This is a genomic window from Mesorhizobium sp. M1088, from assembly GCF_040318575.1.
In the GTDB taxonomy this organism is placed as follows: Bacteria; Pseudomonadota; Alphaproteobacteria; order Rhizobiales; family Rhizobiaceae; genus Mesorhizobium.
This window is the reverse complement of the sequence record NZ_JAMYMO010000058.1, coordinates 1-26,062: the sequence shown is the minus strand read 5'-3', so window position 1 is coordinate 26,062 and position 26,062 is coordinate 1. Positions and strand designations below refer to the sequence as shown.

Genomic DNA, 26,062 nt, shown 5'->3' with positions numbered 1-26,062 from the left:
AAACGTCCGAGCCACTTAAGGCGAGGAGGTCGCGTCGACCTTAATCAAGACGCTTCGGTGCGAGTGGATCCACGGCTTCATCGCCGACTTCTTCAACACTATCGGTCGGATCTTGCCGTTCATTGCCGATACCAAGCGTTAGGCTTTCACCACTAGCTCCGGGTGGCTATGCGCTTGCACGGGGGCAGGGAAGGCCGCTAAAGGCCTTCGAAGGACGGCAGGCTCCCTATCTCAGTCGAGCCGCCAGCGTCATTCAGAAGGCTGTAAAATCGAGCTTTCCTCCCGTGCCCGATCCCAGCACCGACCGGCCCCTCCTGAACTTCCCAGAGCCGACTCAATAGCCGCCTTTCAGGCTAGCTAGCACCGCGCCTGAGACTATCACTGAGCAGGCTGCCGCAACAAACAATGCACCGATCATAATGCCCCGCCATGGCTGTACACTTGGTAGTCGGACCTTATGTCGGAAGAACCAGTACAAGCCGAATGCAAGCCATGCATGTGCTGGTGCAGGGTGTTTCTAATGTCTTGGTACTGCATTCCGTGCATTGTTCCATGGACAACGACACCATGGGCGGCATAACCGAGATAGCGGGCGAGGCGCAAGGCTTCCCTCGGGTCGCGGGTTCGGAGCGAAACCTTGATGGTGGACGGCTTCCGTGCGGGGTGAGTGTGTCTCGGGATCGGCCAACGGAAATAGAAAATTTGGTTTCGCGAAAGTGCGAGGTACGTAGGATTTAACACTGGGATGTACCCCTTGGATGTCCCACCAAAGGATCGTGCAGGCTAACCTAGTGACTTTAAACAGAATGGTGGGCGATGCAGGGATTGAACCTGCGACCCCACCCGTGTGAAGGGTGTGCTCTCCCGCTGAGCTAATCGCCCGCTCGTTGCCCGAGGGCCAAGCGCGCCGCGATATAAGGGAGGCCGGCCTGCTAAGTCAACCACTTGTCGGTCGGCATTTGGCGGTCCGCCCGATGACCGGCTTTCAGCCCTCTGCCGCGGCCATCAGTCTTTGTGCCAGATCGAGCGTCAGCGAATCGAAATGCGAGATTACCGCCGACGGCTCGAACTCTCGCACATGGCGGTCTGTGTAGCCGAAATCGACTGCCACCACCGGAATCCCGGCGGCTTTCGCCGTGTCGATGTCGGTCAGCGAATCACCGACCATCAGTGCACGGTGCGGGTCGCCACCGGCGCGCGCGATGGTCTGCGTGAGATGGCGCGGGTCGGGCTTGCGGAACGGAAAACTATCCTGACCGCAGATCGCCGCGAAATGCCTGGTCATACCGAGCGCCTCGATCAGCGCCACCGAATTGGCCTCGTATTTATTGGTGCAGATGGCCAGCAGGTAACCGGCTGCCTCGAACCGTGCGATCGCCTCGGGGACGCCAGGGTAGGGGCGCGATTTGCCGGGGATGTTAACGGTGTAATGGTCCAGAAACAGCTTGAGCAGGCGGTCGTGCTCCTCCACTGCCAGCGACCTGTGCTGCGCTGCGTGAGCACGCTCGATCATCACCCGGCCGCCATGGCCGACGAAGCGCTTGAAGCCGGCTTCGTCGACGGCCGCGAGCTGGCTGGCGGCAAGGCTGTGGTTGAGACTGTCGAGCAAGTCCGGCGCCGTGTCGATCAGCGTCCCGTCGAGGTCGAACACGATGATCGGTCGGGTCATGGCCTGTCCTGTGACGATTTGATTGCCGGCAGGCGATAACCGCTGCGGCCCGTTCAGGCAAGACGGCTTATCCACCGCGGGCAAGGTCCTTTGACCAGCCCGGCAAAAATGCTACGAGCGCCGAAACAAATCTCGGGACCCAGCATGGATGCGAGGCAATTGAAGGTTGAGGCCGCGCGGGCAGCGCTTGCCCATGTCACGGATGGCATGCGGCTCGGCATCGGCACCGGCACGACGGCGGACGAGTTCGTGCGGCTGCTCGCAGACAAGGTCGCCACCGGCCTGACTGTCATCGGCGTGCCGACCTCTGAGCGCACCGCCGTCCTTTGCACCGAGCTTGGTGTGCCGCTGTCCACCCTCGAGCAAACCCCCGAGCTCGACCTCACCATCGACGGCGCCGACGAGATCGATCCGGCGCTGACGTTGGTCAAGGGCGGCGGCGGTGCGCTGCTGCGCGAAAAGATCGTCGCGGCGGCCTCCGCCCGCATGATCGTCATCGCCGACAGCTCCAAGATGGTCGAGATGATCGGCCGTTTTCCGCTGCCCATCGAAGTCAACCGGTTTGGCCTGCGCGCCACCGAAATTGCGGTCGGCGCGGCGGCTGCAAACCTTGGCCTTTCCGGCCCTGTTACATTGAGGATGACGGGGAGCCAGCCATTTGTTACAGACGGCGGCCATTTTATCCTCGATGCATCTTTTGGCCGCATTCCGGATACAAGAGCGCTTTCGAATGCTCTCCACGCCATTCCGGGCGTGGTCGAGCATGGTCTTTTCATCGGGCTGGCATCAACGGCCATCATAGCCGGCGGCGACGGCATTCAAACCGTCCATGCCGCCCGAAAATCAGGGAGTTTTACCGATCATGATGTTGCATAACCGGGTTGGCCGCTTTTTTGCCATTCTGGCGGCCTCGGCCGTTTTCGCGTTTTCGTCGCCTGCGTTTTCGCAGGACGTCACCGATGCGCATTTGAAGGCGGCGCGCGCCGCCGTCGCGGCGATCCATGCGACGGATACGTTCGACAGCATCCTGCCGCAAGCAGCCGCGGCACTGGAGCAGCAGATGATCCAGAAGAACCCGGACATGCAGGAACTGATCGCCAAGACGATCAACGAGAAGGCGATGGCCTTGGCATCGCGCCGCGCCGACCTGGAAAAGGAAGCGGCGCTCGCCTATGCAAAGGTATTCTCGGAAAAGGAACTCAATGAAATTGCCGCCTTCTACAATTCCGATTCCGGCAAGAAGCTGCTCGACAACGGCCCGATCGTGACGCGCGAACTGGTGAAGGCTGCCGAGATCTGGCAGAACGGCCTGGCTCGCGATCTCGCCCAGCAGGTCGGCGAGACCCTGGGTGCGGCGGCGAATGCCAAGGCGCCGGCTGCACCTGCCGACGGTACCGCTCCGGCCGATGGCGCAGCTCCCGCGGACGCTACACCGAATTGATTGCGGACTTCCGAGCCGCCTGACCGCCACTGGACCAAAAGCCCGGCAAATCCGGGCTTTTCTTTTGATAGTCGGCAGCCTACCTGTCTCGGGGTTTGAGGGGCAAGGAGTTCAGCCATGGCCGGTTACGACTACGATCTTTTCGTCATCGGCGGCGGCTCCGGCGGGGTGAGGGCGGCGCGCGTCGCGGCCGCACTCGGCAAGCGTGTCGGCATTGCCGAGGAATACCGCTATGGCGGCACATGCGTGATCCGTGGCTGCGTGCCGAAGAAGCTCTATGTCTACGCCTCGCAATTCCCCGAGCATTTCGCCGACGCCGCCGGTTATGGCTGGACGGTGCCTGAGGCGCGTTTCGACTGGCAGACGCTGGTCGCCAACAAGGACCGCGAAATCAGCAGGCTGGAGGCCATCTACAAGAAGAACGTGCAGGGCGCCGGCGGCGAGGTCTTTCATTCGCGCGCCATCCTGGTCGATCGGCATGTGGTGCATCTTCTTGGTGAGGATCGCACCGTTACCGCCGACCAGATCCTGATCGCTACCGGCGGGCGACCGGCGCCGCATCCGGCATTGCCCGGCCATGAGCACTGCATCTTTTCCAACGAGGCCTTCGACCTCAAGGAACTGCCGAAGGCAATCATGATCGAGGGCGGCGGCTATATCGCCGTCGAATTCGCCAACATCTTTCACGGCCTCGGCGTCGACACGACGCTGGTCTACCGCGGCAAGGAGATCCTCAGCCGTTTCGACATGGACCTCAGACGTGTGCTGCACGAAACGATGGAAAAGAAGGGGATAAAAATCCTCTGCCACGCCGTGTCCGAGTGGGTCAGGAAGCGGCCTGACGGCCGGCTCGACGCGCTTGTCACCGGCGGCACGGTGCTGACGGTCGACCAGGTCATGCTCGCCATCGGCCGCATTCCCAATACCGAGAACATGGGCCTGGAAGGCGTCGGCATCGAGATGACCAAAACCGGGGCAATCCACGTCGACGAATACTCCCGCACCAACATCGACAACATCTGGGCAATCGGTGACGTCACCCATCGGGTGCAATTGACGCCGGTGGCAATCCACGAGGCGATGTGCTTCGTCGAGACCGCCTTCAAGGACAAGCCGACGGCGCCCGACCATGACACGATCGCTACCGCAGTCTTTTCGCAGCCCGAGATCGGTACGGTCGGTCTGTCGGAGGATGAGGCGGCAAAGCGCTTTTCGGATGTTGAAATCTACCGCGCCACCTTCCGGCCGATGCGGCACACACTTTCCGGCCGCGACGAAAAGATGCTGATGAAGCTGGTCGTCGATGGCGCCTCGAAAAGGGTCCTCGGCGCCCACATTCTCGGGCCGGATGCCGGCGAAATGGCGCAGCTTCTCGGCATACCGCTGAAGGCCGGCCTGACCAAGGATGATTTCGATCGCACCATGGCGGTGCATCCGACCGCCGCGGAAGAACTCGTCACCATGTACAAGCCGACTTACCGGGTGAGAGATGGTGAGCGCGTCTGACGCGACGACAACCCATCGCGGCAACGAAATTGCCGCGATGGCAGTGCGTGCGTTTTCTTACAGCAACGTTCCGCGCAGGATCACCAGCGCCACAGAAAAATAGATCACAAGCCCGGTGACGTCGACCAGCGTGGCGACGAACGGGGCCGATGCGCTGGCCGGGTCGAAGCCCATGCGCTTCAGGGCGAACGGCAGCATCGATCCAGACAGCGAGCCGAAGGTGACGATGCCAACCAGCGTGGCGCCGATCGTCATTGCGATCAGCGGCCAGTGCGGGCCGTAGTCGTAGAAGCCGAGATACTGCCAGAGCGCGATGCGGCAGACGCCGACCACGCCAAGAATCGAGCCAAGCACCAGGCCGGTGGGCAGCTCGCGCAATGCCACCCGCCACCAGTCGCCAAGGCCGATCTCGCGCAGCGCCAGCGCTCGAATGACGAGCGAGGTCGCCTGCGAGCCGGAATTGCCGCCGGAGCTCATGATCAATGGAATAAATAGCGTCAGCACGATCGCCTTTTCCAGCTCGCCCTCGTAACTTTGCATCGCGTTTGCGGTCAGCATCTCGCTGATAAACAGCGCGCACAGCCAGCCGGCGCGTTTCTGGATCATCGCCAGAAAGCCCATCTTCATATAGGGCTCGTCGAGAGCCTCCATGCCGCCGAAACGATGCACATCCTCCGTCGTTTCCTCGATCATCGTGTCGATAATATCGTCGATGGTAACGATGCCGAGCAGTTTGCCGTTGTCCACGACCGGAACGGCGAGCAGATCATATTTCGAGATCAGCTGAGCAACCTTTTCACTGTCGGTCAGCGGTGAAACGGTGACAGGCGCACGATCCGGCGCGATTGCCATGATCAGCTCGTCGGGCCCGCCAGCGATCAGTCGACGCAGGCTGGTCGAGCGCAACAGGACATGCGTTTGCGGATCGACGATGTAGATCGCGTAGACGGTTTCGCGCGTCCGCTCCACCTTGCGGATATAATCCAGCGTGCGGGCCACGCTCCAGTCCGGCGGCACGCTGACATATTCGGTCGTCATGAGCGAGGCGGCGCTGCCTTCGGGATAGCCGAGAATGGCAAGCAGCGTCGCGCGCAGCGGTGGCGCCAGGCCACCAAGCAGTTCGGAACGAGCCGGCTCGTTCAGATCGCGCAGTATGTCGGCGGCGCGGTCGACCGACATGGCGGCAAGCAGTCTGCCTGCCTTGATGCGGGGCAGCGCCTCGACCAGTTCGAATGCGCCGTCGAGTTCAGGCTGGTCGAAGATCTCGACCAACCGCTCGAACGGCACTTCGCAAAGCAGCCCCGATGCCGTCTCGCGGGGCTCCTGGTTCAAGGCCTCGACGATGTCGGCGACGTGTTCGTTGGCAAGTACGCGAGCGATGGCGATGGCATCGCCGCCCGCGACAGGGGAAAACTCGTTCATGGCTCACTCCTTGCCGTCCGGCAGGACGTGAGCCTGTCAGGTCACGTCAAGCGGACGGCGGTTGCGTTCGACTGTGACTGTCGCCAGGCATGGCGCGGTGACCTTTCTGCTCGCGGGTTCGAGTTGAGATTCTGCAAGCCGGCGCAACATAGGAGCGCGCCTTGCCGAGTCAATCGCGAGAGCGGGTTAAAACGGCGGCAAACCGGCGGATCGCGAGACTGTGATCGGGCGACGTGGCAGGCTGGCTGGATGCCGGCAAGTGGTGCCCGCGGCTATCTCTGCTTCAGCCGGCGGGGAAAGCGCAGCCATTTGTCCTCGGCCGGCCGCGTCGGCTGCGTGAGGATGGTGGTGAGCTCTGCCGGCAAGCTCGGAACCAGCGGCTTCTTGGTGGCGACGCCGTCGGCGATCGCAACCACGCTGTGGTAGAATTCGGTGCCCGCGAGCGATCTCGGCGGCGTCGCCTCATGCATGATCGAGATCACAGTTGCATCAGGGCAATTGTCCTTGATCGCCTGGTGGAAGGCGATCCGTCCATCGGGGTCGAGCGCGCCGGTGGCTTCATCGAGGAACAGCAATCCCGGCTGCTGCAGCACGATACGGGCGACAACCAGCTTCTGTTTCTGCCCACCCGAGAGAACCTGATCCCAGATCTTTCCTTCACGGCTCTCATCGGCCAGATGCTCGATGAAGTCGCCGAGACCGGCCTTGTGCAGGGCGGAGGCGACCTGGATGTCGACGTAATCATGCTCGGAACCTGGCAGGCAGACCAGTTGCTTCAGCGAGACCTGCTGCAGCTTCACCTCCTGGGCGGCGTAGAAACTCTTGACCCCTTCCGGGAAGACGATGGTGCCGCGGCCATAAGGCCACAGGCCGTTGATCGCCTTGACCAGCGAGGTCTTGCCACAGCCGGATTCGCCCTTGAGGAACGTCCACTCGCCACGCCGGAAGCGCAAGTTCGCGGCACTCAGGAAGGGCGTTGCATCCTCACCCTGATGCGCCAGTTCAAGCTTCTGGATGGTCAGGCCGAAGACCGGGTTTTGGCGGTCGTAGCGGAAGTCGGAGCGGCCGGTCTGCTGATAGAATTCCTGCGGGTGCTGGACGTTTTCGATCGCCTGCGCCAATTCAATGACGCGCAAGCTGTTGGCGCGCAAGGTGGCAAGACTTGGCATGACATGGATGAACCACGAACATTTGCTGATCAGCGCGTTGACCTGTTCAGAACCTGTTATGTAACCCTTGAGGTCGAGGCCGTTATGGATAAACGGCACAAGGCCAGGCCCGAAGGCGACAATTTTGGCACCGACAAAGTTATAGACCGATTCGAATCCCGAATAGATGGTGTTGACGATGTTGAACTTCGACCAAGTCCTATCGATGTCGAGATAGAGCCGGCTATGTATCGTCTTCTGCACGACTTCGCCTTGCGAGGCCGCCACATGAAAGCTGCGGCGCAATAACGTGATCAGTTCGCCCCGATAGCTGCCTTCAGCCTTCTGCATCCTGATGTTGAGCCACTCCAGCATTCCGCCGATTTTGACTGCGATCCAGGTGTTGAACGGCACGTAGAGAGCGACCGCCAGCAGAGCAAGCACGACACTCCCGTAGCTGCCGAGGAACTCGAGTCCTTTTACCTCCACAGAATTTGCCAACAAAGCTCCACCGACAAAGTAGAGCGAGGTAAAGACACTGAATACGCCCATGGCAAGCCCAATAGCGCCGCCTGTCATGTCCTTGATCGATTCCTGCACGCGCTGGTCGATGTTGTCGGGCGCTGCCGTGCCGGACGAGCCATGCTGGGCGTGGTAGTGTGAATGGTTGGGGTCGAGTAGCGCCGCATTGAAGCGGCTATCTAGCCAGCCGCGCCATTTGCGATGCAATGTCGCCGATACAAACTTGCATGTACTGGTAATGCCCATGTCCTTGAGCACAACCAGCAGCACGAGCAGGCCGGCATTGGTCAGCAGCGTTTTGAGCGGCGTGGTATTCGCGGCGTCGTGAAAAAAAGCGATTGAGGTATATAGTTCAGCCGCCGCCACGGTAAACCAGACGTCGGCTTTGCTGGAGAGCCCTGTCAGCAAGCCTATTACCAAGGTGAGCGTCCAGGCTTCCACCCACCGGTCCGAGAACCAGTAGGCCCGCATCAGTCCCCAGAAGCTGCGCATCGACGATACGGGCGTCAGGGGCGACGGCCTTGCGGCACCGCGGAGCCATTTTTCCGATATTGAATGTCGCGTTGGTCTATCGACCCGAATCACTATCCCGCCCAAACGATTTTTCTTTTGTTACGGACAGTAACACCAATTGATCATTTTCCATTAGCTTTTCACCAGTCGCAGGTGGCTTAGCTTGCCGGCCGTTGCAGTGGAGCAACAGAATGAATGATCACGGCGCTATGTCGTCATGCTTCGAGGGGCTGAATACCGATGCAATTTCAGATAGTTACTTGCCTGCGCCCGAGCAAGTAGAGACCTTCCCCCGGGGAAGGTCTTCACACAGCTTTGTGAACATAGAAGCGCCGTCCAGCGGTCGATCTTCACAGCCTGAACCGCCTTCGAGGCCAGTCCAGCTTCGTCGGCGGCCAGAACGTGACCGTATGATTCGTGGTTGAAGCCGCCTTGTCAGGACCCCGTAGTCGGCCAAGCAATGACTTTGCCGACACAGTCCAGGATGAAGATCAATATCAATTGGCCCGTGCCTTTTTAAGAGCGCGCACAAACCGCGTTTGACAAACACGCGCTTCGGATCGAACCTGCCGGAGGCATCCAGGTTTGAACCGGGGGGAAGTTCGCCATGCTTGCACGGACATTGTTTGTGGCGATGCTCGCGATGTTTGCCTGGCTGCCGCAAACATATGCCGGCAGCCAGACCGTTCCCGCAAACGCCGAGGGACAGATCGAGTTCAACACGCCGTCCGGCAATATTGGCTGCATCTACACACCGAAGGGCGGCACCAGCACCTACGAGCCGCAGGATGGCGGACCGGAACTGAGTTGTTCGCGCGTCGAGCCCAGCTACGTCACCGTCATCCTCGGCCCGAAAGGCCCGGCGACGCTGATCAAGAATCCGGGCGAGCAAGGCTGCTGCGGCGGCGTCACCAGGCTGGCCTACGGCAACAGGTGGAGCAAGGGGCCATTTTCCTGCCAGTCATCCACCAAGGGATTGACCTGCACCGGCAAGCATGGCCATGGCTTTTTCGTCAGCAAGGCCAAGGTGACCGTGAAATAGTCCGACTCAGTTCGCTGTTTCCAGTTCGCCGCGTGCCTTGGCCGCGGCGACCTGGCGGAGTGCATCGGCGAGCGTATCGGCGTCCTGGGCACCCATCACCGCATATTTGCCTTCAAGCAGAAAGCACGGCACACCCGATATGCCCATGCGCGAAGCGGTGGCGATTTCGGTGCGCACCGCCTCTACATCGGCGTCGGTCGGCAGAAGCGTTTCGACCACGGACGCATCCATGCCGGCCTCGCGGGCGGCTTCGATCAGCACGGCATGATCGCCGAGATTGGCGCCTTCCTCGAAATTCAGCTGGAACAGCCGGCGCACCAGCCGGTTCTGAATGGCCTCGCCGGCCGTGCCGGCCCAGCGAATGAGACGGTGCGCATCCAGCGTATTGGGCGCGACCTTGATGGCGTCGAATGCGAAGGAGATGCCTTCAGCCTCGCCCAGCGGTTCGATCCGGGCATGGATTTCGCGGATGCGTTGCTCGCTGCCGAATTTCGCCACCATATAGTCGCGGCGGTTCTTGCCTTCGGGCGGGATTGTTGGGTCGAGTTGGAAGGGCCGCCAGCGTATGTGAACGTCGATATCGACGGCGGCAATCGCCTTGTCGAGCCGTTTCTGGCCGATAAAGCACCAGGGACACACGACGTCGGAGACCACATCGACGGTAATCGAGCTCTCGTCGTTCATCTTGATCTCCTGTTGTGAAGAGGTCACTTCGGTTTGCGCCACCAGGTCGGCAACTGATAACCGTATATGGGCGTCTTTTGCGGATGTTCCAGATAGTTCCAATAAGCGAGCCATTGCTGGTTGTTGTGCTGCGTCGGCACCATGTAATTGCCGGAGATCAGCAGCCGGTCGAGAACGCGGACGGCCGCTACATAGTCCTCCTTCGAACGAGCTCTCAGCATCGCCTCGATCGCCGCATCCACTGCGGGGTCGGCGACACCCGCCAGGTTGAACGAGCCTTCGGCCTTGGCGGCAGCGGATCCCCAGCGCCCGGTTTGCTCGATACCGGGCGACAGCGAGTTGTTGAAACCGGTCGAGCCGACCAGCACCTCGAAATCGAAACGCTGCTTGCGCGACTGGATCTGATCACCGTCGAGGCTGCGGATGCCGACATCGATGCCGAGCTTCTCAAGGGTGCGCTGATAGATAGCGGCAAGTCGCTCTTCGTCCTGCGAGGCGGTCAGGATCTCGAAACCGAACGGCTTTCCCTCGGCATCGACCATCGCGCCGTCCCGCACCGTATAGCCCGCGCTCTTCAGCAGCTCGAATGCCGCCTTCAGCACCTTGCGGTCCTGGCCGGAGCCGTCGGTAGCGGGCGGCCTGTAGGTGCCGTCCATGACATCTGCGGGCACTCGGCCGGGGTAGGGGGCCAGCAGGGCCTTTTCCTTTTCGCTGGCCGGGTGGCCGAGCGCGGACAGCTCGGAATTCTGCCAAAAGCTCATCGTGCGCGTGTATTTGCCGCCGAACAGATTCTTGTTGGCCCATTCGAAATCGTAGAGCATGCCGAGCGCGCGCCGCACGACCGGATTGGAAAATTTCGGCAGCCGCGTGTTGAACAGGAAACCGTTGACCACCGGCGGAATGCCGGTATCGAAAGTTTCGGCGATGACCTCGCCCCTGTGGAAGGCCGGAAAATCGAGATCGCGCTCGCGTTTGACCGGGTCGCTGTCGTCGTCAATGGCGCAGATGCCTTTCTTGAACGCTTCCTGCTTGGCGTTGGCGTTGAGGAAATATTCGATGGTGATCTGGTCGTAATTGTCGAAGCCGCGCTTGGACGGCACGTCCTTGCCCCAATAGTCCGGATTGCGCTTGAACACGATGCGCTGACCGGGCACGACTTGCGCCACCGTGTAAGGCCCGCTGCCGATCACCGGCTTTAGCGTCGTCCTGTCGAAGGTGTCCTTGTTGAAGGCGTGTTTCGGGATGATCGGCGTCAGCGCAATGATCAAAGGAAATTCGCGGTCGGCCTTGTCGTTGAAGGTGAAGCGCACACTGCGGTCGCCGGTCTTTTCGAGCTTGGCAATCGCTTTCATTCGCTGGCTGTAAGGTGGGCGGCCCTTCTCGGTGAAGACGTCATAGGTAAACAACACGTCTTCCGGCGTCACCGGCTCGCCGTCCGACCATTTGGCGTTGGGATCGAGGTGGAATTCGATGCTCTTGCGCTCGGGATCCATGTCGGCGGTATCGGCGAGCAGGCCGTAGAGACTGAAGGCCTCGTCGTAGTTGCGCTGCATCAACGGCTCGAAGACAAGATTGCCAAAGGCTTGATCCATCATGCCGCGCGCGGTGGTGCGCAGGCTTCTCAGGATGAACGGATTGAGATTGTCGAAGCTGCCGACGCCGCAATAGGTAATGCTGCCGCCTTTCGGCGCGTCGGGATTGACGTAATTGAAATGATCATAGTCGGCCGGCAGCGCCGGCTCGCCCTGCATGGCAAGCGCGTGCTTCGGTTCCGACAGAGCCGGCTGCAGGGAAAGGCCGACAAACAAGATTGCGGCGATCAGCCAAACGACAACGCGGCCCATGACCGTCTCCTTCCCGATTCGATGCGCAGCATACATGAGCCGGTCGTGCACCGGCCAACCCCTTGAGCCTATCCCTTGGCCAAGATTCGCGAGACCCGGGCTGGATTCGGCACCGCTTGCAGTGTAACACGCCGTCCGAAGTCATTCTGTTGCCTCATTTCGGCAACAGGTAGCTGGACCACACGGCATGAAACAAGCCGGTTCCGGGATCATTTGAGAGGAATGCACGACATGACGAGCCTGAACAGCAACGCGCACCGCCTGTCGGTCATGGCCGCTGGCGTGGTCGGCATTCTGGGCGCCGGGATTCCCGCTGCTTCCGCGCAGCAGCAACAGCAGATTCCGCAAGGCTGGTTCAAGGCCTGCACCAAGCAGGAAGACGTCGACATCTGCAATGTCCAGAACATCACCACCGCTGGCAACGGCCAGCTCATCACCGGCGTCAGCCTGATCGAATTGAAGGGCAAGGTGAACCGCAAGGTGTTCCAGGTGACGGTTCCGACCGGCCGTCTCGTTCCTCCCGGCATCGGCCTCCAGATCGACGGCGGCAAGGCGCAGAAGCTCGACTATGTGATTTGTTTTCCGGATCGCTGCGTGGCGGAAGTGCCGCTGAGCGATCAGCTTGTCGCATCCTTCAAGAAGGGATCGGCGCTGACGCTCACCTCGGTCAATTTCCAGAACCAGCCGAACCCGATCAAGATTGCGCTGACCGGCTTCAGCGGCGCCTTCGACGGCCCGCCGCTGCAGCAGTCGGACATCGAGGACCGACAGAAGAAGCTCCAGGAGTTCGTCGCCAAGAACAATCAGGATTTTGCCAAGAAGCTCAAGGAAGAGCAGGAAAAGGCGAAGGCCGCCAACTGATCGACGGGTTTTCGAACCAACAAAAAAGCGGGGTTCATGCCCCGCTTTTTTCGTTTGGACCGGCTGTTTGTCGGGTCCAGCCATGTCTCAAGCCTGTCCCAGTCCAGCCAGATCCCGGCTAAGTCAATGTCTCAATTGGTACTTCGGCTCGTAGCGCCCGTCAGGCTTCTTGTCGAACATTTCACCAATCTGCGGATGCCGGACCGGTTCGCCCGACCGGTCCTCGAGTAAATTCTGCTCGGACACATAGGCGATGTATTCCGTTTCGGAATTCTCGGCGAGCAGATGATAGAAAGGCTGGTCCTTGCGCGGCCGCACGTCAGCGGGGATCGCCTCGTACCATTCGTCAGTATTGGCGAATTGCGGATCGACGTCGAAAATGACGCCGCGGAACGGAAACAGCCGGTGCCGAACCACCTGTCCGATCGAGAATTTGGCTGTCTTCATCGCACTCACCACTTGAACTTCTTGAACGCCACGCATCTCGGAACACGCAAGGAACGCTCCAGGACTTTAGATTCTTACGCACCGGTCCGGCAAAGATTGGCCCAGACCTTAAGGTCGACATCGTCATTATTTGGCGCAGACGCGGCGTCAATTCAATCCCGATCCCCTTGATGCCGGGTTGAGCATCGCGAGATGCGGATCAAGGGCGGTGGCCAAGATCGCTATCGCTCAGCCGGTTTTCGAAATCCGCCAAAAAACGCCGCAAAACCGCTGCCGGGTCGAAGACCCTCGCGCATGAAAAACGCCCGTAACGGCGCAAACCCCTCAAGCGCGCCCAGGCCAGCGCTGCGCACCAGCTGGGCCGGCAGCATGTCGGAAAGCAGCGACATGTTGAGCAGGTTGACCGCGCTGCTGCGCGCCAGAATGTCCGGCCGCCGCTTGAAATCATAGGCTGCAAGCGCCTTGGCGGCGCCCGGGTCCGAGCGGTTTCTGCTTGCGGCACCAATCAGGTCGTCGATGTCCCGGATGCCGAGATTGAGGCCTTGCGCGCCAATTGGGGGAAACACGTGGGCGGCTTCACCGACAAGTGCCACGCGGCGCTGCGCAAACCGCCACGGGCTCACCGCTGAAAGTGGGTAGACCTGCCGGCCGGGCTCAACCGACACGCGGCCCAACATCGATTGCATCCGCTGTTCGACCCGCGTCGAAAGCTCGGCGTCGTCGAGTGCTGCAAGGTCCTTGGCGATATCGGGTTCGAGCACCCAGACAAGGCTGGACCGGTTGCCGGGCAGGGGAACCTGTGTGAACGGACCGGTCTCGGTGTGGAATTCGGTCGAGGTGAAGGCATGGTCGCTGCGGTGACCGAAATTGAGCACCAACGCCGCCTGCGGATAGGATCGGATCGAGGTCCGGATGCCGGCTGCCTCGCGGGCCGGCGACTGACGGCCATCGGCGGCAACTGCCAACGATGCCTCAACCTCGCTGCCGTCGGCGAGAACGGCATGGGCATGGTCGGCATCGAGGCGCCATGCCTCCACCATCGACTTTCGCCATTCGATGCCCGAATGCGCGACAGCCTCGGCTAGCATGCGGTTGAGAACGCTGTTGGGCAAGTTCAGCCCGAATTGCTCTTCGTTGATCTCGCTGGCGCGAAAGGTCACTGTCGGGCTGCGGATCAGCCGGTTGGTTGCGTCAACGATACGCATCACCTTGAGCGGCGCTGCGTGGGGCCTGATTCCGTCGAAGATCCCTAGCCGTTCGAACATCTTCAGGGCAGGGTTCATCAAGGCTGTCGTCCGGCCGTCGGGGCCGGCTGCATCGGGTCCGACGAGCGTCACGGGAAAGCCCGCCTCGGCAAAGCCAAGCGCCGCGATCAGCCCCGCAGGGCCGCTGCCGGCGACCAGTATCCGTGCTGTTTCCCGATGGTTCAAATTCGGCTTCCGGATTGCGAGGTGAGGCCCGTCCGACCTGCTGGTCCATATAGGTCAGGTGATGCGGCTTGATCAACGCGGCGATTCGGCCCATTCGGTTGCCATGACGGCCAACAAGACGATTTCAGCCACCTCGACGGCACCGGCCGCGCGATGGCGAGCGTTGCATGCAGCCCTCGACTGACGGTGGGCGTCGTTGCCGGCATGGGCATCGCCGTTGCCTGGCTCCTTCTCGGCGCAATGGCAGTTCGGGGGGCGGTGAGCCGGCTCCCGGGCGCCGATGTACCCGGCGACGCCGTGCTGGAATACCTGCCGCAACTGCCGCTGCCGGATTTCCTTGCGCGTTTCTTCGCCCTTTGCCTTGCGCCGGCGCCGCTTCGCGCAAGCGTAGGCGCGCAAGGCGGGGCACTCACCGCGATGTGGCTGTTGATGGCCATCGCGACCATGCTGCCCTCCGCGGCGCCGATGATCCGCACCTATTGCGAGATCGCAGATACCGCCCGGATCAAGGGGGAACCCGTTGCCCATCCGCTGATCCTGGTCGCTGGATATTTGAGCGTCTGGCTTGCCGCCTCAGCAATATTCGCTGCCCTGACGCTCGCAGTCCATGCATTCGTGTCATCCGGGCAGATGCTCGATCCGCTGCTTGGAATTGCCGGAGCAGCCGCGCTGTCGATCGCTGGTCTCTATCAGTTCAGCTGGCTGAAGGAAGCCTGTCTGGAGAAGTGCAGAAATCCGTTCTCGGTCCTGTTCGCCAACTGGAGCGCCAGGCCCATTCGCATTTTCCGGCTCGGTATAGAGCAGGGCCTGTGGTGCCTTGGATGCTGCTGGGCGCTGATGCTGGTAATGTTTGCCGTCGGTGTGATGAACGTGTTCTGGATGGCGCTGGTCGGCTTGTTCAGCCTGGTCGAAAAACAGACGGCAGGCAATCTGCCGACGCGGTTGGGCGGTGCGATACTGCTTGTCTGGGCAGCCGCGCTACTAGTAGTCTCGGCATGAGGGGGGAGAATTCGATGACAGATCAAAACTGGGCAATGAAGGGAGAGCTCATCCTTTCCTGCAATTGCACGGTTTTTTGCCCTTGCGTTCTGTCGCTCGGCAATCATCCGCCCACGGAAGGCTATTGCCAAACCTGGGCGGGGTTCCGGATCGATGCCGGCCATTTCGGCGAGGTCGACCTGTCCGGCCTCAATCTTGGGCTGGTCATGGAAATCCCCGGTTATATGAGCCGCGGCAACTGGACGGCGGGCCTGTTCATCGACAAGCGCGCCTCGGTTTACGCTATGAAGGGACTGACGAAGATATTCACCGGCAAGGCCGGTGGAACCACATCGCTGCTCTCCATCCTGGTCGGACAGTTCCTCGGTGCCGAGCAGGTGCCGATCACCTACGAGACGCGTGAGAAAACACGCATCTTTCAGATACCGAAGATCATCGATGGTGCGGTGACGCCAATCACCGGCAAGGATCGCGACAAGGATACGGTCATCAGCAATTCGGAATACTGGATTGCGCCGGAAATCATCGTCGCCAAATCCGACAAGAGCAAAATGCGGGCCTTTGGCCGCAACTGGAACTTTGCTGGCCGTTCGGCCGAAATCTGCAAGCTGGACTGGCGGGGCCCGTGAGCAAGAAGACGACGGCCAGGAAAATCGCCGACCGGATTCCGCGGCCGAAGAAGAAAGTCACATGGCCTCAGGCGCGGGCGTTCTCGGTCCATCTCTTGACCGCGTCGGGCTCATTCCTGGCGTTTCTGTCGCTGGTGGCAGCAAGCGAGCAGCGCTGGACGGCGATGTTCTGGTGGCTGGGGCTGGCGCTTTTCGTCGACGGCATCGACGGGCCGATCGCCAGGAAGCTCGATGTCAAGGAAATCCTGCCGACTTGGTCGGGCGAACTGCTCGACAACATCATCGACTACGTGACCTACGTGTTGATTCCGGCCTTCGCGCTCTATCAGCGCGGCTTCATGGGCGAGCGCCTGTCGTTCCTGTCGGCGGCGATCATCGTGGTGTCGAGCGCAATCTACTATGCCGATACCGGCATGAAGACGAAGGAGAATTTCTTCAAGGGCTTTCCGGTCGTCTGGAACATGGTGGTGTTCACGCTGTTCGTCATCGAGCCCGGACAATGGGTTTCTTTCGCCGTGGTCGTGGTGGCCGGCATTCTCACCTTCGTGCCGATCAATTTCATCCATCCGGTGCGGGTGAAGCGGCTGCGGCCAATCAATCTCGGTATGACGCTGCTTTGGTGCGCTTTCGGCGCGCTGGCGCTGGCGCAGGCCGCACTTGCCTCCTTCTACGACCAGATCGGCGTGCTGGGCGAGCAGGTCAGCGATTTCATCAAGATCGGGATTACGGTCACCGGGCTTTACCTCGCTTGCATCGGCGCTATCATGCAGTTCTTCCCAAATCTCGGCGCCAAGCCGGATAAGAAAGCCTGATCCCAAGAGAGCCAGAAAATGTCCAAAGCGATCCGCATCCATGCCCATGGCGGCCCGGAGGTCCTGACCTATGAGGATGCCGATCCCGGGCAGCCGGGCTCGGGACAGATCCTGGTCAAGCATACCGCGATCGGTCTCAATTTCATCGACGTCTATTATCGCTCTGGCCTTTATCCGCCGCAGGGCGGATTTCCGCTGATCCCTGGCGGCGAGGCGGCCGGCGTGGTCTTGGATGTCGGCTCGGATGTCGACTGGCTCAAACCCGGCGATCGCATCGCCTACGCCGTGACGACCGGCGCCTATGCCGGGCAGCGCGTGATCGCCGCCGACCGCGTGGTGAAGGTGCCGGACGGCATCAGTGACGAACAGGCCGCAGCCATGATGCTAAAGGGCATGACCGCCGAATATCTGTTGCGCCGTACATTCAAGGTGAAAGCCGGCGACACGATCCTGTTTCATGCGGCGGCCGGCGGTGTCGGGCTGATCCTCGGCCAATGGGCCAAGCATCTTGGCGCGACAGTGATCGGCACGGCGAGTTCCACCGACAAGATCGAGCTCGCCAAGGCGCATGGCTTCGACCACGTGATCAACTATCGCGAACAGGATTTCGTGGCCGGCGTTGCCGCTATCACCGGTGGCGAGAAATGCGACGTTGTCTACGATTCAGTCGGCAACGACACATTTCCAGCCTCGCTCGATTGCCTGCGGCCGCTCGGCACTTTCGTCAGCTTCGGTCAATCGTCTGGGCCGATCCCGCCCTTCAGCATCTCGTTGCTGGCGCAGAAGGGCTCGCTGTTCGCAACGCGGCCGACACTGTTCGTCTACAATGCCAGGCGCGAAGACCTCGAGGTTTCCGCCGCTGCCTTGTTCGACGTGGTGCTCAGCGGCGCCGTCAAGATCAAGATAAACCAGCGTTACGCGCTCAGCGAGGCCGGCAAAGCGCATTCCGATCTCGAAGGGCGCCGGACCACCGGGACAACAATACTTATCCCTTAGGTGCCCGCCGTTTCGGGCCGCCGACGCCGGCGTTCTTGCGAACTGCTCTTTACCGCTTGAGTTTCCGCTGAAATTCTTGAAGCTCTTTCAAGTCGTGAGGCGCTTACCGTAGAGAGCAGCCCGCGCATACGATGCTTGCGGGAACACAGAACATGTCTGGCAAACCAGATGGAGGCACCGTGAGTGCAGATCAGGACGGCGCAAACCTGCTTGAGGTTCGCGGCCTCACAAAGATATTCGGCACGTTGACGGCGTGCGACCATGTCGATCTCAACATCGCCAAGGGCGAGATCCATGCGTTGCTTGGCGAGAACGGCGCTGGCAAGTCGACCCTGGTGAAAATGCTATTTGGATCGCTGGAACCGAATTCCGGCGAGATTTTCTGGAATGGCCAGGCGGTCAGGATCACCAGCCCCGGCACCGCAAAAAAGCTCGGCATCGGCATGGTTTTCCAGCATTTTTCCCTGTTCGAAGCGCTGACGGCGGCGGAGAACATCGCGCTGTCGCTGGATGACGGCTCGCCGATCAGTACGATCGCGGCCAAGGCGAGGGCGCTCTCCTACAGTTACGGCCTGCCTCTCGATCCGCTATCGCTGGTCGGTGATCTGTCGGTCGGCGAGCGTCAGCGCATCGAAATCATCCGCTGCCTGCTACAGACGCCGCAACTTATCATCCTCGACGAACCAACTTCGGTGCTGACGCCGCAGGAGGCCGATAAGTTGTTCGAGACGCTCGAACGGCTGCGTTCGGAAGGAAAGTCCATCCTCTACATTTCGCACCGGCTGGAAGAGGTCAAACGGATCTGCGACCGCGCCACCGTGCTGCGTCACGGCAAGGTGGTCGGCCATTGCAATCCGCGCCAGGAAACCGCGTCTTCGTTGGCGCGGATGATGGTCGGCAACGAGGTGCTGGCCGTGGTGCGGGCGCCGGCCGAGGGTATCGAGACCGCGCCGGTGCTGCTTCAAATCCGCGAACTCACCCGCAAGCCGGCGACCCCGTTCTCGATCCCGCTCAGGAACATCAATCTCGAGGTCCGCGCCGGCGAGGTGATCGGCATTGCCGGTGTGGCCGGCAACGGCCAGGGCGAATTCTTCGAATCCGTTTCCGGCGAGGTGCTGCAGCAGGATGCCGGCTCGGTCCGCATCCGCGGCAAGGATGCCGGTGGCCTCACCATCACCGGCAGGCGTCTGATGGGCGCTGCCTTCGTCCCGGAAGAGCGGCTCGGCCATGGCGCAGCACCGCGCATGAAGCTTTCGGAGAACCTGCTTCTGTCGCGCCACGCCACCGATGGCAAGATGTTTGTCGGCACCGGTGGAATGGTCAAAGGCGATGCGATCCATACCGCTGCCCAGCGCATCATAAAGGCAATGGACGTGCGCAAGAGCGCGCCGGATCCGGAGGCAGCGGCTCTTTCGGGCGGCAATCTGCAGAAATTCATCGTTGGCCGCGAACTCGACCGCCGGCCAAGCGTCTTGGTGGTCAATCAGCCGACCTGGGGGGTCGACGCGGGTGCGGCGGCCCACATCCGCCAGGCGCTGATCGAACTGGCGCGCAGCGGCTCGGCGGTGCTGGTGATCAGCCAGGACCTCGACGAGCTGTTCGAGATTTCCGATGCGATCACGGTCATGCACAATGGCGAATTGTCGAAGCCGCTGCCGATAGCTGAAGCGACATTCGAGAAGATCGGGCTGCTGATGGGCGGCGCCGAACCCGGGCATGCCGAACATACGCTGGAGACGGCTTGATGCGCCTCGAACTTGTAAAACGCCCGCAGCGCTCGATGCTGTTTTCGGCACTCTCGCCTTTCATCGCTTTCGTTTTGACGATCATTGCCGGTGCCATTATGTTCGCGCTGCTCGGCGTCAACCCGTTGACTGCGTTCCGCATCTACTTCATCGAACCGATCAGCCAGGTCTGGCAGCTGCATGAGCTGGCGATCAAGGCCGCCCCCCTGATCCTGATCGCGGTCGGACTGTCGGTCTGCTACAAGGCCAACATCTGGAACATCGGCGCCGAAGGCCAGTTCATCCTGGGCGGCATTGTCGGCTCGATCATCCCCGTGCTGTTTCCGCAGTTCGAAGGCCCATTGGTGCTGCCGCTGATGCTTCTGCTCGGCATGGTCGGTGGGGCCGCCTATGCTGCAATCCCGGCACTGCTGAAGACGCGCTTCAACACCAACGAGATCCTGACCAGCCTGATGCTGGTCTATGTCGCCCAGCTCTTCCTCGATTGGCTCGTACGGGGGCCGTGGCGCGATCCGCAGGGCCACGGTTTCCCGCAGACCATCCAGTTCAACGACTCGGCCATACTGCCGGAACTCCTCCCGGAATCCGGCCGGGCAAACTGGGGATTTGTCTTCGCGCTGATCGCGGCGATACTGATCTGGATCCTGATGAGCCGTATGCTGAAAGGCTTCGAGGTCCGCGTGCTCGGCTCAAGCCCGAGGGCAGGGCGCTTCGCCGGGTTTGGCCTTAACCGCATGGTCTTCTTTGCCTTCCTGCTGTCGGGCGCACTGGCCGGACTTGCAGGGATTTCGGAGGTCTCGGGAGCCATCGGACAATTGCAGCCGGTGATCTCGCCCGGCTACGGATTTACCGCTATCATCGTGGCATTTCTCGGCCGGCTCAATCCGCTCGGCATCGTCGCCGCAGGCCTTGTGCTGGCGCTGACCTATCTGGGCGGCGAGGCAGTGCAAAGCGCGCTCGGCATCTCCGACAAGGTGGCGCGCGTGTTCCAGGGCATGCTTTTGTTCTTCGTGCTCGGCTGCGACACGCTCATCCATTACCGCATTCGCCTGACCGGCTTTTCCGCGCCGAAGCTCGAGGCAGCGCCGAAGCTGGAGGAAGCCCGCTGATGGACATCACCGTCAACATCCTCTTGACCATCGCGACGGCGGCGACGCCGCTGCTGATCGCGGCGATCGGCGAACTGGTGGTCGAACGTTCGGGTGTGCTCAATCTCGGCGTCGAAGGAATGATGATCATGGGTGCCGTCGGCGGTTTCGGCGCCGGCTATCTCACCGGCTCGCCTTGGATAGGGCTGTTGGCGGCAATCACCATGGGGGCGGTGTTCTCGCTGCTGTTCGCCGTCATGACGCTGTCGCTGGCCACCAATCAGGTGGCCACCGGCCTGTCGCTGACATTGCTCGGCCTCGGCCTTTCCGGCATGATGGGAACGAATTTTGTCGGCCAGCCCGGCGAAAGGCTGCCAAACCTCGATATTCCCGGCCTGACCGCAATCCCGGTCGTTGGCAGGCTGCTGTTCGGCCAGGATCCAATCTTCTACATCTCGATCGCGCTGACCGCCGCCGTCATGTGGTTCCTGTTCAAGACCCGCACCGGGCTCACGCTGCGCTCGATCGGCGACAGCCATGCATCCGCCCATGCGCTTGGCATCCACGTCATCCGCTACCGCTATCTCTCAGTGATTTTCGGCGGCGCTTGTGCCGGCCTCGCCGGCGGTCACCTATCGCTGGTCTACACACCGCAATGGGTGGAGAACATGACCGCCGGCCGCGGCTGGATCGCGCTGGCTCTGGTCGTCTTCGCCTCCTGGCGGCCATGGCGGGTGCTGGCCGGCGCCTATATTTTCGGCGCGATCTGGGTTGGCCAGCTTCACGTCCAAGCCATAAATCTGCAGGACTTCGTCGACGCGCCCTGGTTGCTCTACAAGTTAATTGCGTTCTTAAAATCGTTTCCCTCGCAACTGCTTTCTTCGCTGCCCTATCTGGCAACCGTCGTGGTTCTCGTTCTAATCTCGCGCAACAAGCGTTTGACGATGATGAACACGCCGGCCTCCTTGGGCCAGCCATTCGTTCCGGATCGTTGACAACAAAAAGACGGAAGCTCCAAGGCTTAACTCAGAGAGGTAACACAATGAAAAAACTGCTTATTGCCGTGATGGCGACGACGGCCGCATTGTCGCTGGCGGCATCAGCCGAGGCGGCGGACAAGCTGAAGGCGTGCTGGGTCTACACCGGCCCGATCGGCGATTTCGGCTACTCCTACCAACACGACCAAGGCCGCCTCGAGGTGGAAAAGGCACTCGGCGACAAGGTCGAGACCGCCTATCTCGAAAACGTCTCCGAAGGCCCCGATGCCGACCGCGCCTTCGAGCGCCTGGCGCGCGAGGGATGCAAGATCATTTTCGGCACGTCCTTCGGCTTCATGGACCCGGAAGTGAAGATCGCCAAGAAATTCCCCAAGGTGATGTTCGAGCACGCCACCGGCTACAAGACGGCCGAAAATCTCGGCATCTACAATGCGCGTTTCTACGAAGGCCGCTACGTGCTTGGCCAGATCGCCGCCAAGCAATCGAAGTCGGGCGTCGCCGGCTACATCGTTTCCTTCCCGATCCCGGAAGTGGTGATGGGCATAAATTCCTTTATGCTCGGCGCACAGTCGATCAACCCGAACTTCAAGGCGAAGATCGTGTGGGTGAACTCCTGGTTCGATCCGGGCAAGGAGGCCGATGCTGCCAAGGCATTGTTCGATCAGGGCGCCGATATCATCGTCCAGCACACCGACTCGACCGCTGCCTTGCAGGTGGCGGAAGAGCGCAAGCTGCACGGCTTCGGCCAGTCCTCCGACATGATCAAGTTCGCGCCGCACGCGCAGCTGACCGCGCTGACCGACGAGTGGGGTCCCTACTACATCAGCCGCGTCCAGGCGGCGCTCGACGGCACCTGGAAGCCCGATAATGTCTGGCTCGGCATTAAGGACGGCGCCGTCAAGCTGGCGCCGTTCACCAACATGCCCGACGATGTCAAGGCGATGGCCGAAGCCACCACCAAGAAGATTGCCGACGGCTGGAACCCCTTTACCGGGCCGGTCGCCAAGCAGGACGGCACACCTTGGCTGAAGGAGGGCGAGGTCGCCGACGACGCCACGTTGCTCGGCATGAATTTCTACGTGAAGGGCGTCGACGACAAGCTGCCGCAGTAGGCGGTCGGAAACATATCGAACGAAAGGGCGCCACGCGGCGCCCTTTTCATTTTGGACGGAATATCAGACGGCTGAGCCGTAAAGGTCGTAAGCGTCGGCGCGCTCGACCTTGACCGTGACGATGTCGCCGGCGCGCAGTGGCCGCCGCGACTGGATATGGACCGAACCGTCGATTTCGGGCGCATCGTATTTGGTCCGGCCCTTGGCCGAATTGCCATGCGCCTCGTCGATCAGGACCGGCAGTCGCTTGCCAATTTTCTTGGTTAGCTGCGTTGCCGAAATCTTCTGCTGGCGCTGCATGAAGCGGTGCCAGCGGGCTTCCTTGATCTCCTGCGGCACTTGCTCGAGGCCGAGCTCGTTGGAGCGGGCGCCTCTGACCGGCTCGTATTTGAAACAGCCGGCGCGGTCGATCTTGGCCTCGTCCAGCCAGTCGAGCAGCATCTCGAAGTCGTCGTCCGTCTCGCCGGGGAAGCCGACGATGAAGGTGGAGCGGATGGCAAGGTCCGGGCAGACGTCGCGCCAGCCGCGAATGCGCTCGAGCGTCTTTTCGCCATGAGCGGGCCGGCGCATGTTCTTCAGCACCTGCGGCGAGGCGTGCTGGAATGGGATATCGAGATAGGGAAGAATCTTGCCTTCGGCCATCAGTGGGATGACGTCCGCGACATGCGGGTAGGGATAGACATAGTGCATGCGCACCCAGACACCGAGCTTGCCCAGTTCTTCCGATAGATCGAGGAATTTCGCCCGCACTTCGCGATCGCCGAACATGCTGGTCTGGTATTTGATATCGATGCCGTAGGCGCTGGTATCCTGCGAGATGACGAGGATCTCCTTGACCCCGGCCTTGGCCAGCTTCTCGGCTTCGCGCAACACGTCGGCGGCCGGTCGCGATACGAGGTCGCCACGCAGCGCCGGAATGATGCAGAAGGTGCAGCGGTTGTTGCAACCTTCCGAAATCTTGAGATACGCATAGTGGCGCGGCGTGAGCTTGACGCCCTGCGGCGGCAAAAGGTCGACGTAAGGATCGTGGCTCGGAGGGGCAGCCTCATGCACTGCCGCCATCACGCTTTCATAAGCTTGTGGGCCGGTGATGGCGAGGACGTTCGGATGTCTTTCACGGATGACGTCCGGCTCGGCGCCGAGGCAGCCGGTGACGATGACTTTGCCATTCTCCGAAAGTGCCGAGCCGATGGCGTTGAGCGATTCGTCGCGAGCCGAATCGAGGAAGCCACAGGTGTTGACGACGACCAGGTCGGCACCGTCGTGCTTGCGGGCGATCTCGTAGCCCTCGGCGCGCAGGCGCGTGATAATGCGCTCCGAATCCACAAGGGCTTTCGGGCATCCAAGGCTGACGAAACTGACGCGAGGGGCGGACATCAAAGCTTTCCGGATTTTCACGATTGGCGGCGCAGTACCACACTTGTCGCGGCATTGGTATGGGCGGCGGCTGCGGCGAAACGCAACCGCCAGCGTCGCCGAAGCTGAAAGGCCCGGCCGATGCGTGTTCGAGTCGATGCGTCAGCTCATCGCACTGCTGACATGCGGCAATACTTCCACAGCGCCTCGATAGATCATATCGAGTGCGACATAGAAGATGATCAAAAGGCCGATGTAGGCGATCCAGCGATGGCGGTGCAGCAGCTTGGCGATAAAGCTCGCGGCAAGGCCCATCAGCGCGATCGACAGGACGAGGCCGATCACCAGCACCTGGAAGTGATCGCGCGCCGCGCCGGCGACCGCCAGCACGTTGTCGAGTGACATCGACACGTCGGCGATGACGATCTGCAATGCCGCCTGACCCAAGGTCTTCTTGCGCGCCTTGCCGGCCACCATATCATCGCTGTTGATATCGGAATTGGACAGCGCTTCGGTCGCCTCCACCTCGTCGGCATGCGACGTGCGCAGCTCGCGATACATCTTCCAGCACACCCACAGCAGCAAGATGCCGCCGGCCAGCAGCAGGCCGACAATCTGCAGCAGAGTGACGGTGATCGCGGCAAAACCGATACGCAGCACCGTCGCCGCCACCACGCCGATGAGAATCGCTCTCTTGCGCTGCTCGACGGGTAAGCCGGCCGCGGCCAAGCCGATGACGATGGCGTTATCGCCTGCAAGCACGAGGTCGATGGCGATGACCTGGAGCAGGGCAGAGAAGCCCGCGGCAGTGAAAATTTCCATCGACTGGAAGTCCCTTGCTGGTTGGCCGCGTTCGCGTCGAATGCCTGGAGGGCCTAACGTGTATGGTTCCCGCGCGTCAAGGGACTGGTTGGAACACGGTCGGCAAACCGCCCGTTATTGCGGCGATATACAGAGTTTGCGACGATCGGCCCGAACACCGACAAAATGCGGCCACAGGTCGTGAATGCCTAGTTATAGAGATTGTATTTGGGCCAGTCGCTTTCCGGAATTTCATCACCGATCCGGTAGCGGAGCTGCAGGACTTCCATATGGTCCGGCGCTGTTTCGCATTTGAATTTCAGCCGGTACCACTGTCCCTTGCTGCGAAACGCAGCACCCGGGCTCTTGATCGCATCGGCGCCCATTTCGGGCGTCGCAAAAGCGTAGGCGACGACACGATCGGCTTTGTATTTGTGGTCGTCGCGGGTAATCCGGTCGAGAATTTCGGCGTCGCATCGCTGCTCCAGCCGGGTTTGCGGGTCGAGTTTCAGCAGGCCGGCGCGCAATGCGCTGTCCATCGCGCTGGCCGGCCAAGCCAGTATCATCCATGCGAGGACCGCAGAAAATAGTTTATTCATAGGCGGGAGAAGCACCATATTCGCGCGGAGAAAGCAACCCGACGAAGCGCGGCTGCGCGGCGGGCGACAGTCTTCGCTTTGTGGCAGGTTGTTGATTACGCAATGGTGTCACCGGTACTTTGGTATCGTTGCCACGATCAGCACCTGTCGCATCTCAGCGACGCGAGAGGTGGTGCGCTGCATGGGGCAGAGCGGCGGTTCTCCCCGAAGCGGGCCGGCCTGTTAAACCCAGGCAGTCAAAGAATCCGACGAGCGGAAAACTCGACATCATGCCTGCAGGATTGAAGATGCGCGACCTGAGACATAGGTGACGTTTTGTACCGGACACATGGGTAACACTTTTGGCTTTTGGCCGGAGGTGTTGATGCCGTGGAGAGAGTGTTCGGTGATGGAGGAAC

24 protein-coding genes and 1 tRNA gene are annotated in these 26,062 nt (G+C 61.1%); 13 read left to right on the top strand and 12 right to left on the bottom strand.

The features are described from left to right. Positions 1-414: 414 nt before the first annotated feature. The 3 genes from NKH49_RS32310 to NKH49_RS32300 form a co-directional block, all read right to left on the bottom strand. Complete coding sequence (locus tag NKH49_RS32310) at positions 415-741, bottom strand: DUF6538 domain-containing protein (protein WP_352766595.1); 327 nt, start codon at positions 739-741, stop codon at positions 415-417. A gap of 66 nt (positions 742-807) precedes the next feature. Then, positions 808-882 (bottom strand) — tRNA-Val (locus NKH49_RS32305). A gap of 103 nt (positions 883-985) precedes the next feature. Next, positions 986-1,669: a phosphoglycolate phosphatase gene (locus NKH49_RS32300; RefSeq protein ID WP_352822968.1), complete on the bottom strand. Its 684-nt coding sequence runs from the start codon at positions 1,667-1,669 to the stop codon at positions 986-988. Between the two features lie 144 nt (positions 1,670-1,813). Between NKH49_RS32300 and rpiA the strand changes: the two genes are divergently transcribed. From rpiA to gor, 3 genes are all read left to right on the top strand, one after another. Beyond that, positions 1,814-2,545: a ribose-5-phosphate isomerase RpiA gene (gene rpiA, locus NKH49_RS32295; RefSeq protein WP_023675034.1), complete on the top strand. Its 732-nt coding sequence runs from the start codon at positions 1,814-1,816 to the stop codon at positions 2,543-2,545. Further along, entirely contained in the window at positions 2,532-3,110 is a 579-nt protein-coding gene (locus tag NKH49_RS32290) for a DUF2059 domain-containing protein (protein WP_352542027.1), read from the top strand. The genes rpiA and NKH49_RS32290 overlap by 14 nt, the downstream gene beginning before the upstream one ends. Before the next feature lie 117 nt (positions 3,111-3,227). Beyond that, complete coding sequence (gene gor, locus NKH49_RS32285) at positions 3,228-4,616, top strand: glutathione-disulfide reductase (protein WP_352542026.1); 1,389 nt, start codon at positions 3,228-3,230, stop codon at positions 4,614-4,616. Positions 4,617-4,673: 57 nt separating this feature from the next. Here gor and mgtE read toward each other — a convergent pair whose 3' ends face one another. Both mgtE and NKH49_RS32275 read right to left on the bottom strand, forming a co-directional pair. Next, positions 4,674-6,038 carry a magnesium transporter gene (gene mgtE, locus NKH49_RS32280; RefSeq protein ID WP_352542025.1) on the bottom strand — a complete coding sequence of 455 codons (1,365 nt, stop codon included), beginning with the start codon at positions 6,036-6,038 and terminating at the stop codon, positions 4,674-4,676. Positions 6,039-6,310: 272 nt separating this feature from the next. Next, positions 6,311-8,200 (bottom strand): ABC transporter ATP-binding protein/permease, encoded by a 1,890-nt coding sequence (locus NKH49_RS32275; RefSeq protein ID WP_352929604.1) that lies wholly within the window; start codon positions 8,198-8,200, stop codon positions 6,311-6,313. A 628-nt stretch (positions 8,201-8,828) separates the two neighbouring features. Between NKH49_RS32275 and NKH49_RS32270 the strand changes: the two genes are divergently transcribed. Further along, positions 8,829-9,263 (top strand): hypothetical protein, encoded by a 435-nt coding sequence (locus tag NKH49_RS32270; protein WP_352929602.1) that lies wholly within the window; start codon positions 8,829-8,831, stop codon positions 9,261-9,263. Positions 9,264-9,269: 6 nt separating this feature from the next. Here the strand turns inward: NKH49_RS32270 and NKH49_RS32265 are convergent, their stop codons facing one another. Together NKH49_RS32265 and NKH49_RS32260 are read right to left on the bottom strand one after the other, a co-directional pair. Beyond that, on the bottom strand, positions 9,270-9,947 hold the full coding sequence (locus tag NKH49_RS32265) for a DsbA family oxidoreductase (protein WP_352471875.1): 678 nt from the start codon (positions 9,945-9,947) through the stop codon (positions 9,270-9,272). Between the two features lie 23 nt (positions 9,948-9,970). Beyond that, on the bottom strand, positions 9,971-11,791 hold the full coding sequence (locus tag NKH49_RS32260) for an extracellular solute-binding protein (RefSeq protein WP_352929599.1): 1,821 nt from the start codon (positions 11,789-11,791) through the stop codon (positions 9,971-9,973). A 231-nt stretch (positions 11,792-12,022) separates the two neighbouring features. Between NKH49_RS32260 and NKH49_RS32255 the strand changes: the two genes are divergently transcribed. Next, positions 12,023-12,652 (top strand): invasion associated locus B family protein, encoded by a 630-nt coding sequence (locus NKH49_RS32255; RefSeq protein ID WP_352873374.1) that lies wholly within the window; start codon positions 12,023-12,025, stop codon positions 12,650-12,652. Positions 12,653-12,775: 123 nt separating this feature from the next. Here NKH49_RS32255 and hspQ read toward each other — a convergent pair whose 3' ends face one another. After that, complete coding sequence (gene hspQ, locus NKH49_RS32250) at positions 12,776-13,099, bottom strand: heat shock protein HspQ (protein ID WP_352613626.1); 324 nt, start codon at positions 13,097-13,099, stop codon at positions 12,776-12,778. Positions 13,100-13,320: 221 nt separating this feature from the next. Beyond that, entirely contained in the window at positions 13,321-14,529 is a 1,209-nt protein-coding gene (locus tag NKH49_RS32245) for a UbiH/UbiF family hydroxylase (RefSeq protein ID WP_352929596.1), read from the bottom strand. A gap of 153 nt (positions 14,530-14,682) precedes the next feature. Between NKH49_RS32245 and NKH49_RS32240 the strand changes: the two genes are divergently transcribed. The 8 genes from NKH49_RS32240 to NKH49_RS32205 all read left to right on the top strand — a co-directional run bounded on the left by NKH49_RS32240 (position 14,683) and on the right by NKH49_RS32205 (position 22,908). Further along, positions 14,683-15,528 carry a DUF2182 domain-containing protein gene (locus NKH49_RS32240; RefSeq protein ID WP_352929593.1) on the top strand — a complete coding sequence of 282 codons (846 nt, stop codon included), beginning with the start codon at positions 14,683-14,685 and terminating at the stop codon, positions 15,526-15,528. A gap of 14 nt (positions 15,529-15,542) precedes the next feature. Continuing rightward, positions 15,543-16,157: a DUF1326 domain-containing protein gene (locus NKH49_RS32235; RefSeq protein WP_352502444.1), complete on the top strand. Its 615-nt coding sequence runs from the start codon at positions 15,543-15,545 to the stop codon at positions 16,155-16,157. 35 nt (positions 16,158-16,192) lie between these two features. Continuing rightward, positions 16,193-16,969, top strand: coding sequence for a phosphatidylcholine synthase (gene pcsA, locus NKH49_RS32230; protein WP_502893794.1), 777 nt, complete (start codon positions 16,193-16,195; stop codon positions 16,967-16,969). Between the two features lie 18 nt (positions 16,970-16,987). Continuing rightward, the gene (locus NKH49_RS32225) at positions 16,988-17,965 is read left to right on the top strand and encodes a quinone oxidoreductase family protein (protein WP_352736467.1); all 978 of its coding nucleotides are present in this window, start codon (positions 16,988-16,990) and stop codon (positions 17,963-17,965) included. 152 nt (positions 17,966-18,117) lie between these two features. After that, positions 18,118-19,710 carry an ABC transporter ATP-binding protein gene (locus NKH49_RS32220; protein ID WP_502906644.1) on the top strand — a complete coding sequence of 531 codons (1,593 nt, stop codon included), beginning with the start codon at positions 18,118-18,120 and terminating at the stop codon, positions 19,708-19,710. Then, entirely contained in the window at positions 19,707-20,819 is a 1,113-nt protein-coding gene (locus NKH49_RS32215; protein ID WP_352636755.1) for an ABC transporter permease, read from the top strand. Before NKH49_RS32220 ends, NKH49_RS32215 begins: the two co-directional genes overlap by 4 nt. Continuing rightward, the gene (locus NKH49_RS32210) at positions 20,819-21,793 is read left to right on the top strand and encodes an ABC transporter permease (RefSeq protein ID WP_352448916.1); all 975 of its coding nucleotides are present in this window, start codon (positions 20,819-20,821) and stop codon (positions 21,791-21,793) included. Before NKH49_RS32215 ends, NKH49_RS32210 begins: the two co-directional genes overlap by 1 nt. Before the next feature lie 47 nt (positions 21,794-21,840). Continuing rightward, on the top strand, positions 21,841-22,908 hold the full coding sequence (locus NKH49_RS32205) for a BMP family ABC transporter substrate-binding protein (protein ID WP_352873366.1): 1,068 nt from the start codon (positions 21,841-21,843) through the stop codon (positions 22,906-22,908). Between the two features lie 63 nt (positions 22,909-22,971). Here NKH49_RS32205 and rimO read toward each other — a convergent pair whose 3' ends face one another. The 3 genes from rimO to NKH49_RS32190 form a co-directional block, all read right to left on the bottom strand. Continuing rightward, positions 22,972-24,285, bottom strand: coding sequence for a 30S ribosomal protein S12 methylthiotransferase RimO (rimO, locus tag NKH49_RS32200; protein ID WP_352502447.1), 1,314 nt, complete (start codon positions 24,283-24,285; stop codon positions 22,972-22,974). Positions 24,286-24,426: 141 nt separating this feature from the next. Continuing rightward, complete coding sequence (locus NKH49_RS32195; protein WP_352471865.1) at positions 24,427-25,086, bottom strand: TerC family protein; 660 nt, start codon at positions 25,084-25,086, stop codon at positions 24,427-24,429. A 188-nt stretch (positions 25,087-25,274) separates the two neighbouring features. Then, the gene (locus NKH49_RS32190) at positions 25,275-25,682 is read right to left on the bottom strand and encodes a DUF930 domain-containing protein (RefSeq protein WP_352471864.1); all 408 of its coding nucleotides are present in this window, start codon (positions 25,680-25,682) and stop codon (positions 25,275-25,277) included. Positions 25,683-26,062 lie beyond the last annotated feature (380 nt).

Bases quoted from the DNA above. Each gene is read 5' to 3' on its own strand.
- NKH49_RS32300 (WP_352822968.1), bottom strand. From the start codon at position 1,669: ATGACCCGACCGATCATCGTGTTCGACCTCGACGGGACGCTGATCGAC.
- rpiA (WP_023675034.1), top strand. From the start codon at position 1,814: ATGGATGCGAGGCAATTGAAGGTTGAGGCCGCGCGGGCAGCGCTTGCC.
- NKH49_RS32290 (WP_352542027.1), top strand. From the start codon at position 2,532: ATGATGTTGCATAACCGGGTTGGCCGCTTTTTTGCCATTCTGGCGGCC.
- gor (WP_352542026.1), top strand. From the start codon at position 3,228: ATGGCCGGTTACGACTACGATCTTTTCGTCATCGGCGGCGGCTCCGGC.
- mgtE (WP_352542025.1), bottom strand. From the start codon at position 6,038: ATGAACGAGTTTTCCCCTGTCGCGGGCGGCGATGCCATCGCCATCGCT.
- NKH49_RS32275 (WP_352929604.1), bottom strand. From the start codon at position 8,200: ATGCGCAGCTTCTGGGGACTGATGCGGGCCTACTGGTTCTCGGACCGG.
- NKH49_RS32270 (WP_352929602.1), top strand. From the start codon at position 8,829: ATGCTTGCACGGACATTGTTTGTGGCGATGCTCGCGATGTTTGCCTGG.
- NKH49_RS32265 (WP_352471875.1), bottom strand. From the start codon at position 9,947: ATGAACGACGAGAGCTCGATTACCGTCGATGTGGTCTCCGACGTCGTG.
- NKH49_RS32260 (WP_352929599.1), bottom strand. From the start codon at position 11,791: ATGGGCCGCGTTGTCGTTTGGCTGATCGCCGCAATCTTGTTTGTCGGC.
- NKH49_RS32255 (WP_352873374.1), top strand. From the start codon at position 12,023: ATGACGAGCCTGAACAGCAACGCGCACCGCCTGTCGGTCATGGCCGCT.
- hspQ (WP_352613626.1), bottom strand. From the start codon at position 13,099: ATGAAGACAGCCAAATTCTCGATCGGACAGGTGGTTCGGCACCGGCTG.
- NKH49_RS32240 (WP_352929593.1), top strand. From the start codon at position 14,683: ATGGCGAGCGTTGCATGCAGCCCTCGACTGACGGTGGGCGTCGTTGCC.
- NKH49_RS32235 (WP_352502444.1), top strand. From the start codon at position 15,543: ATGACAGATCAAAACTGGGCAATGAAGGGAGAGCTCATCCTTTCCTGC.
- NKH49_RS32225 (WP_352736467.1), top strand. From the start codon at position 16,988: ATGTCCAAAGCGATCCGCATCCATGCCCATGGCGGCCCGGAGGTCCTG.
- NKH49_RS32220 (WP_502906644.1), top strand. From the start codon at position 18,118: ATGTCTGGCAAACCAGATGGAGGCACCGTGAGTGCAGATCAGGACGGC.
- NKH49_RS32210 (WP_352448916.1), top strand. From the start codon at position 20,819: ATGGACATCACCGTCAACATCCTCTTGACCATCGCGACGGCGGCGACG.
- NKH49_RS32205 (WP_352873366.1), top strand. From the start codon at position 21,841: ATGAAAAAACTGCTTATTGCCGTGATGGCGACGACGGCCGCATTGTCG.
- rimO (WP_352502447.1), bottom strand. From the start codon at position 24,285: ATGTCCGCCCCTCGCGTCAGTTTCGTCAGCCTTGGATGCCCGAAAGCC.
- NKH49_RS32195 (WP_352471865.1), bottom strand. From the start codon at position 25,086: ATGGAAATTTTCACTGCCGCGGGCTTCTCTGCCCTGCTCCAGGTCATC.
- NKH49_RS32190 (WP_352471864.1), bottom strand. From the start codon at position 25,682: ATGGTGCTTCTCCCGCCTATGAATAAACTATTTTCTGCGGTCCTCGCA.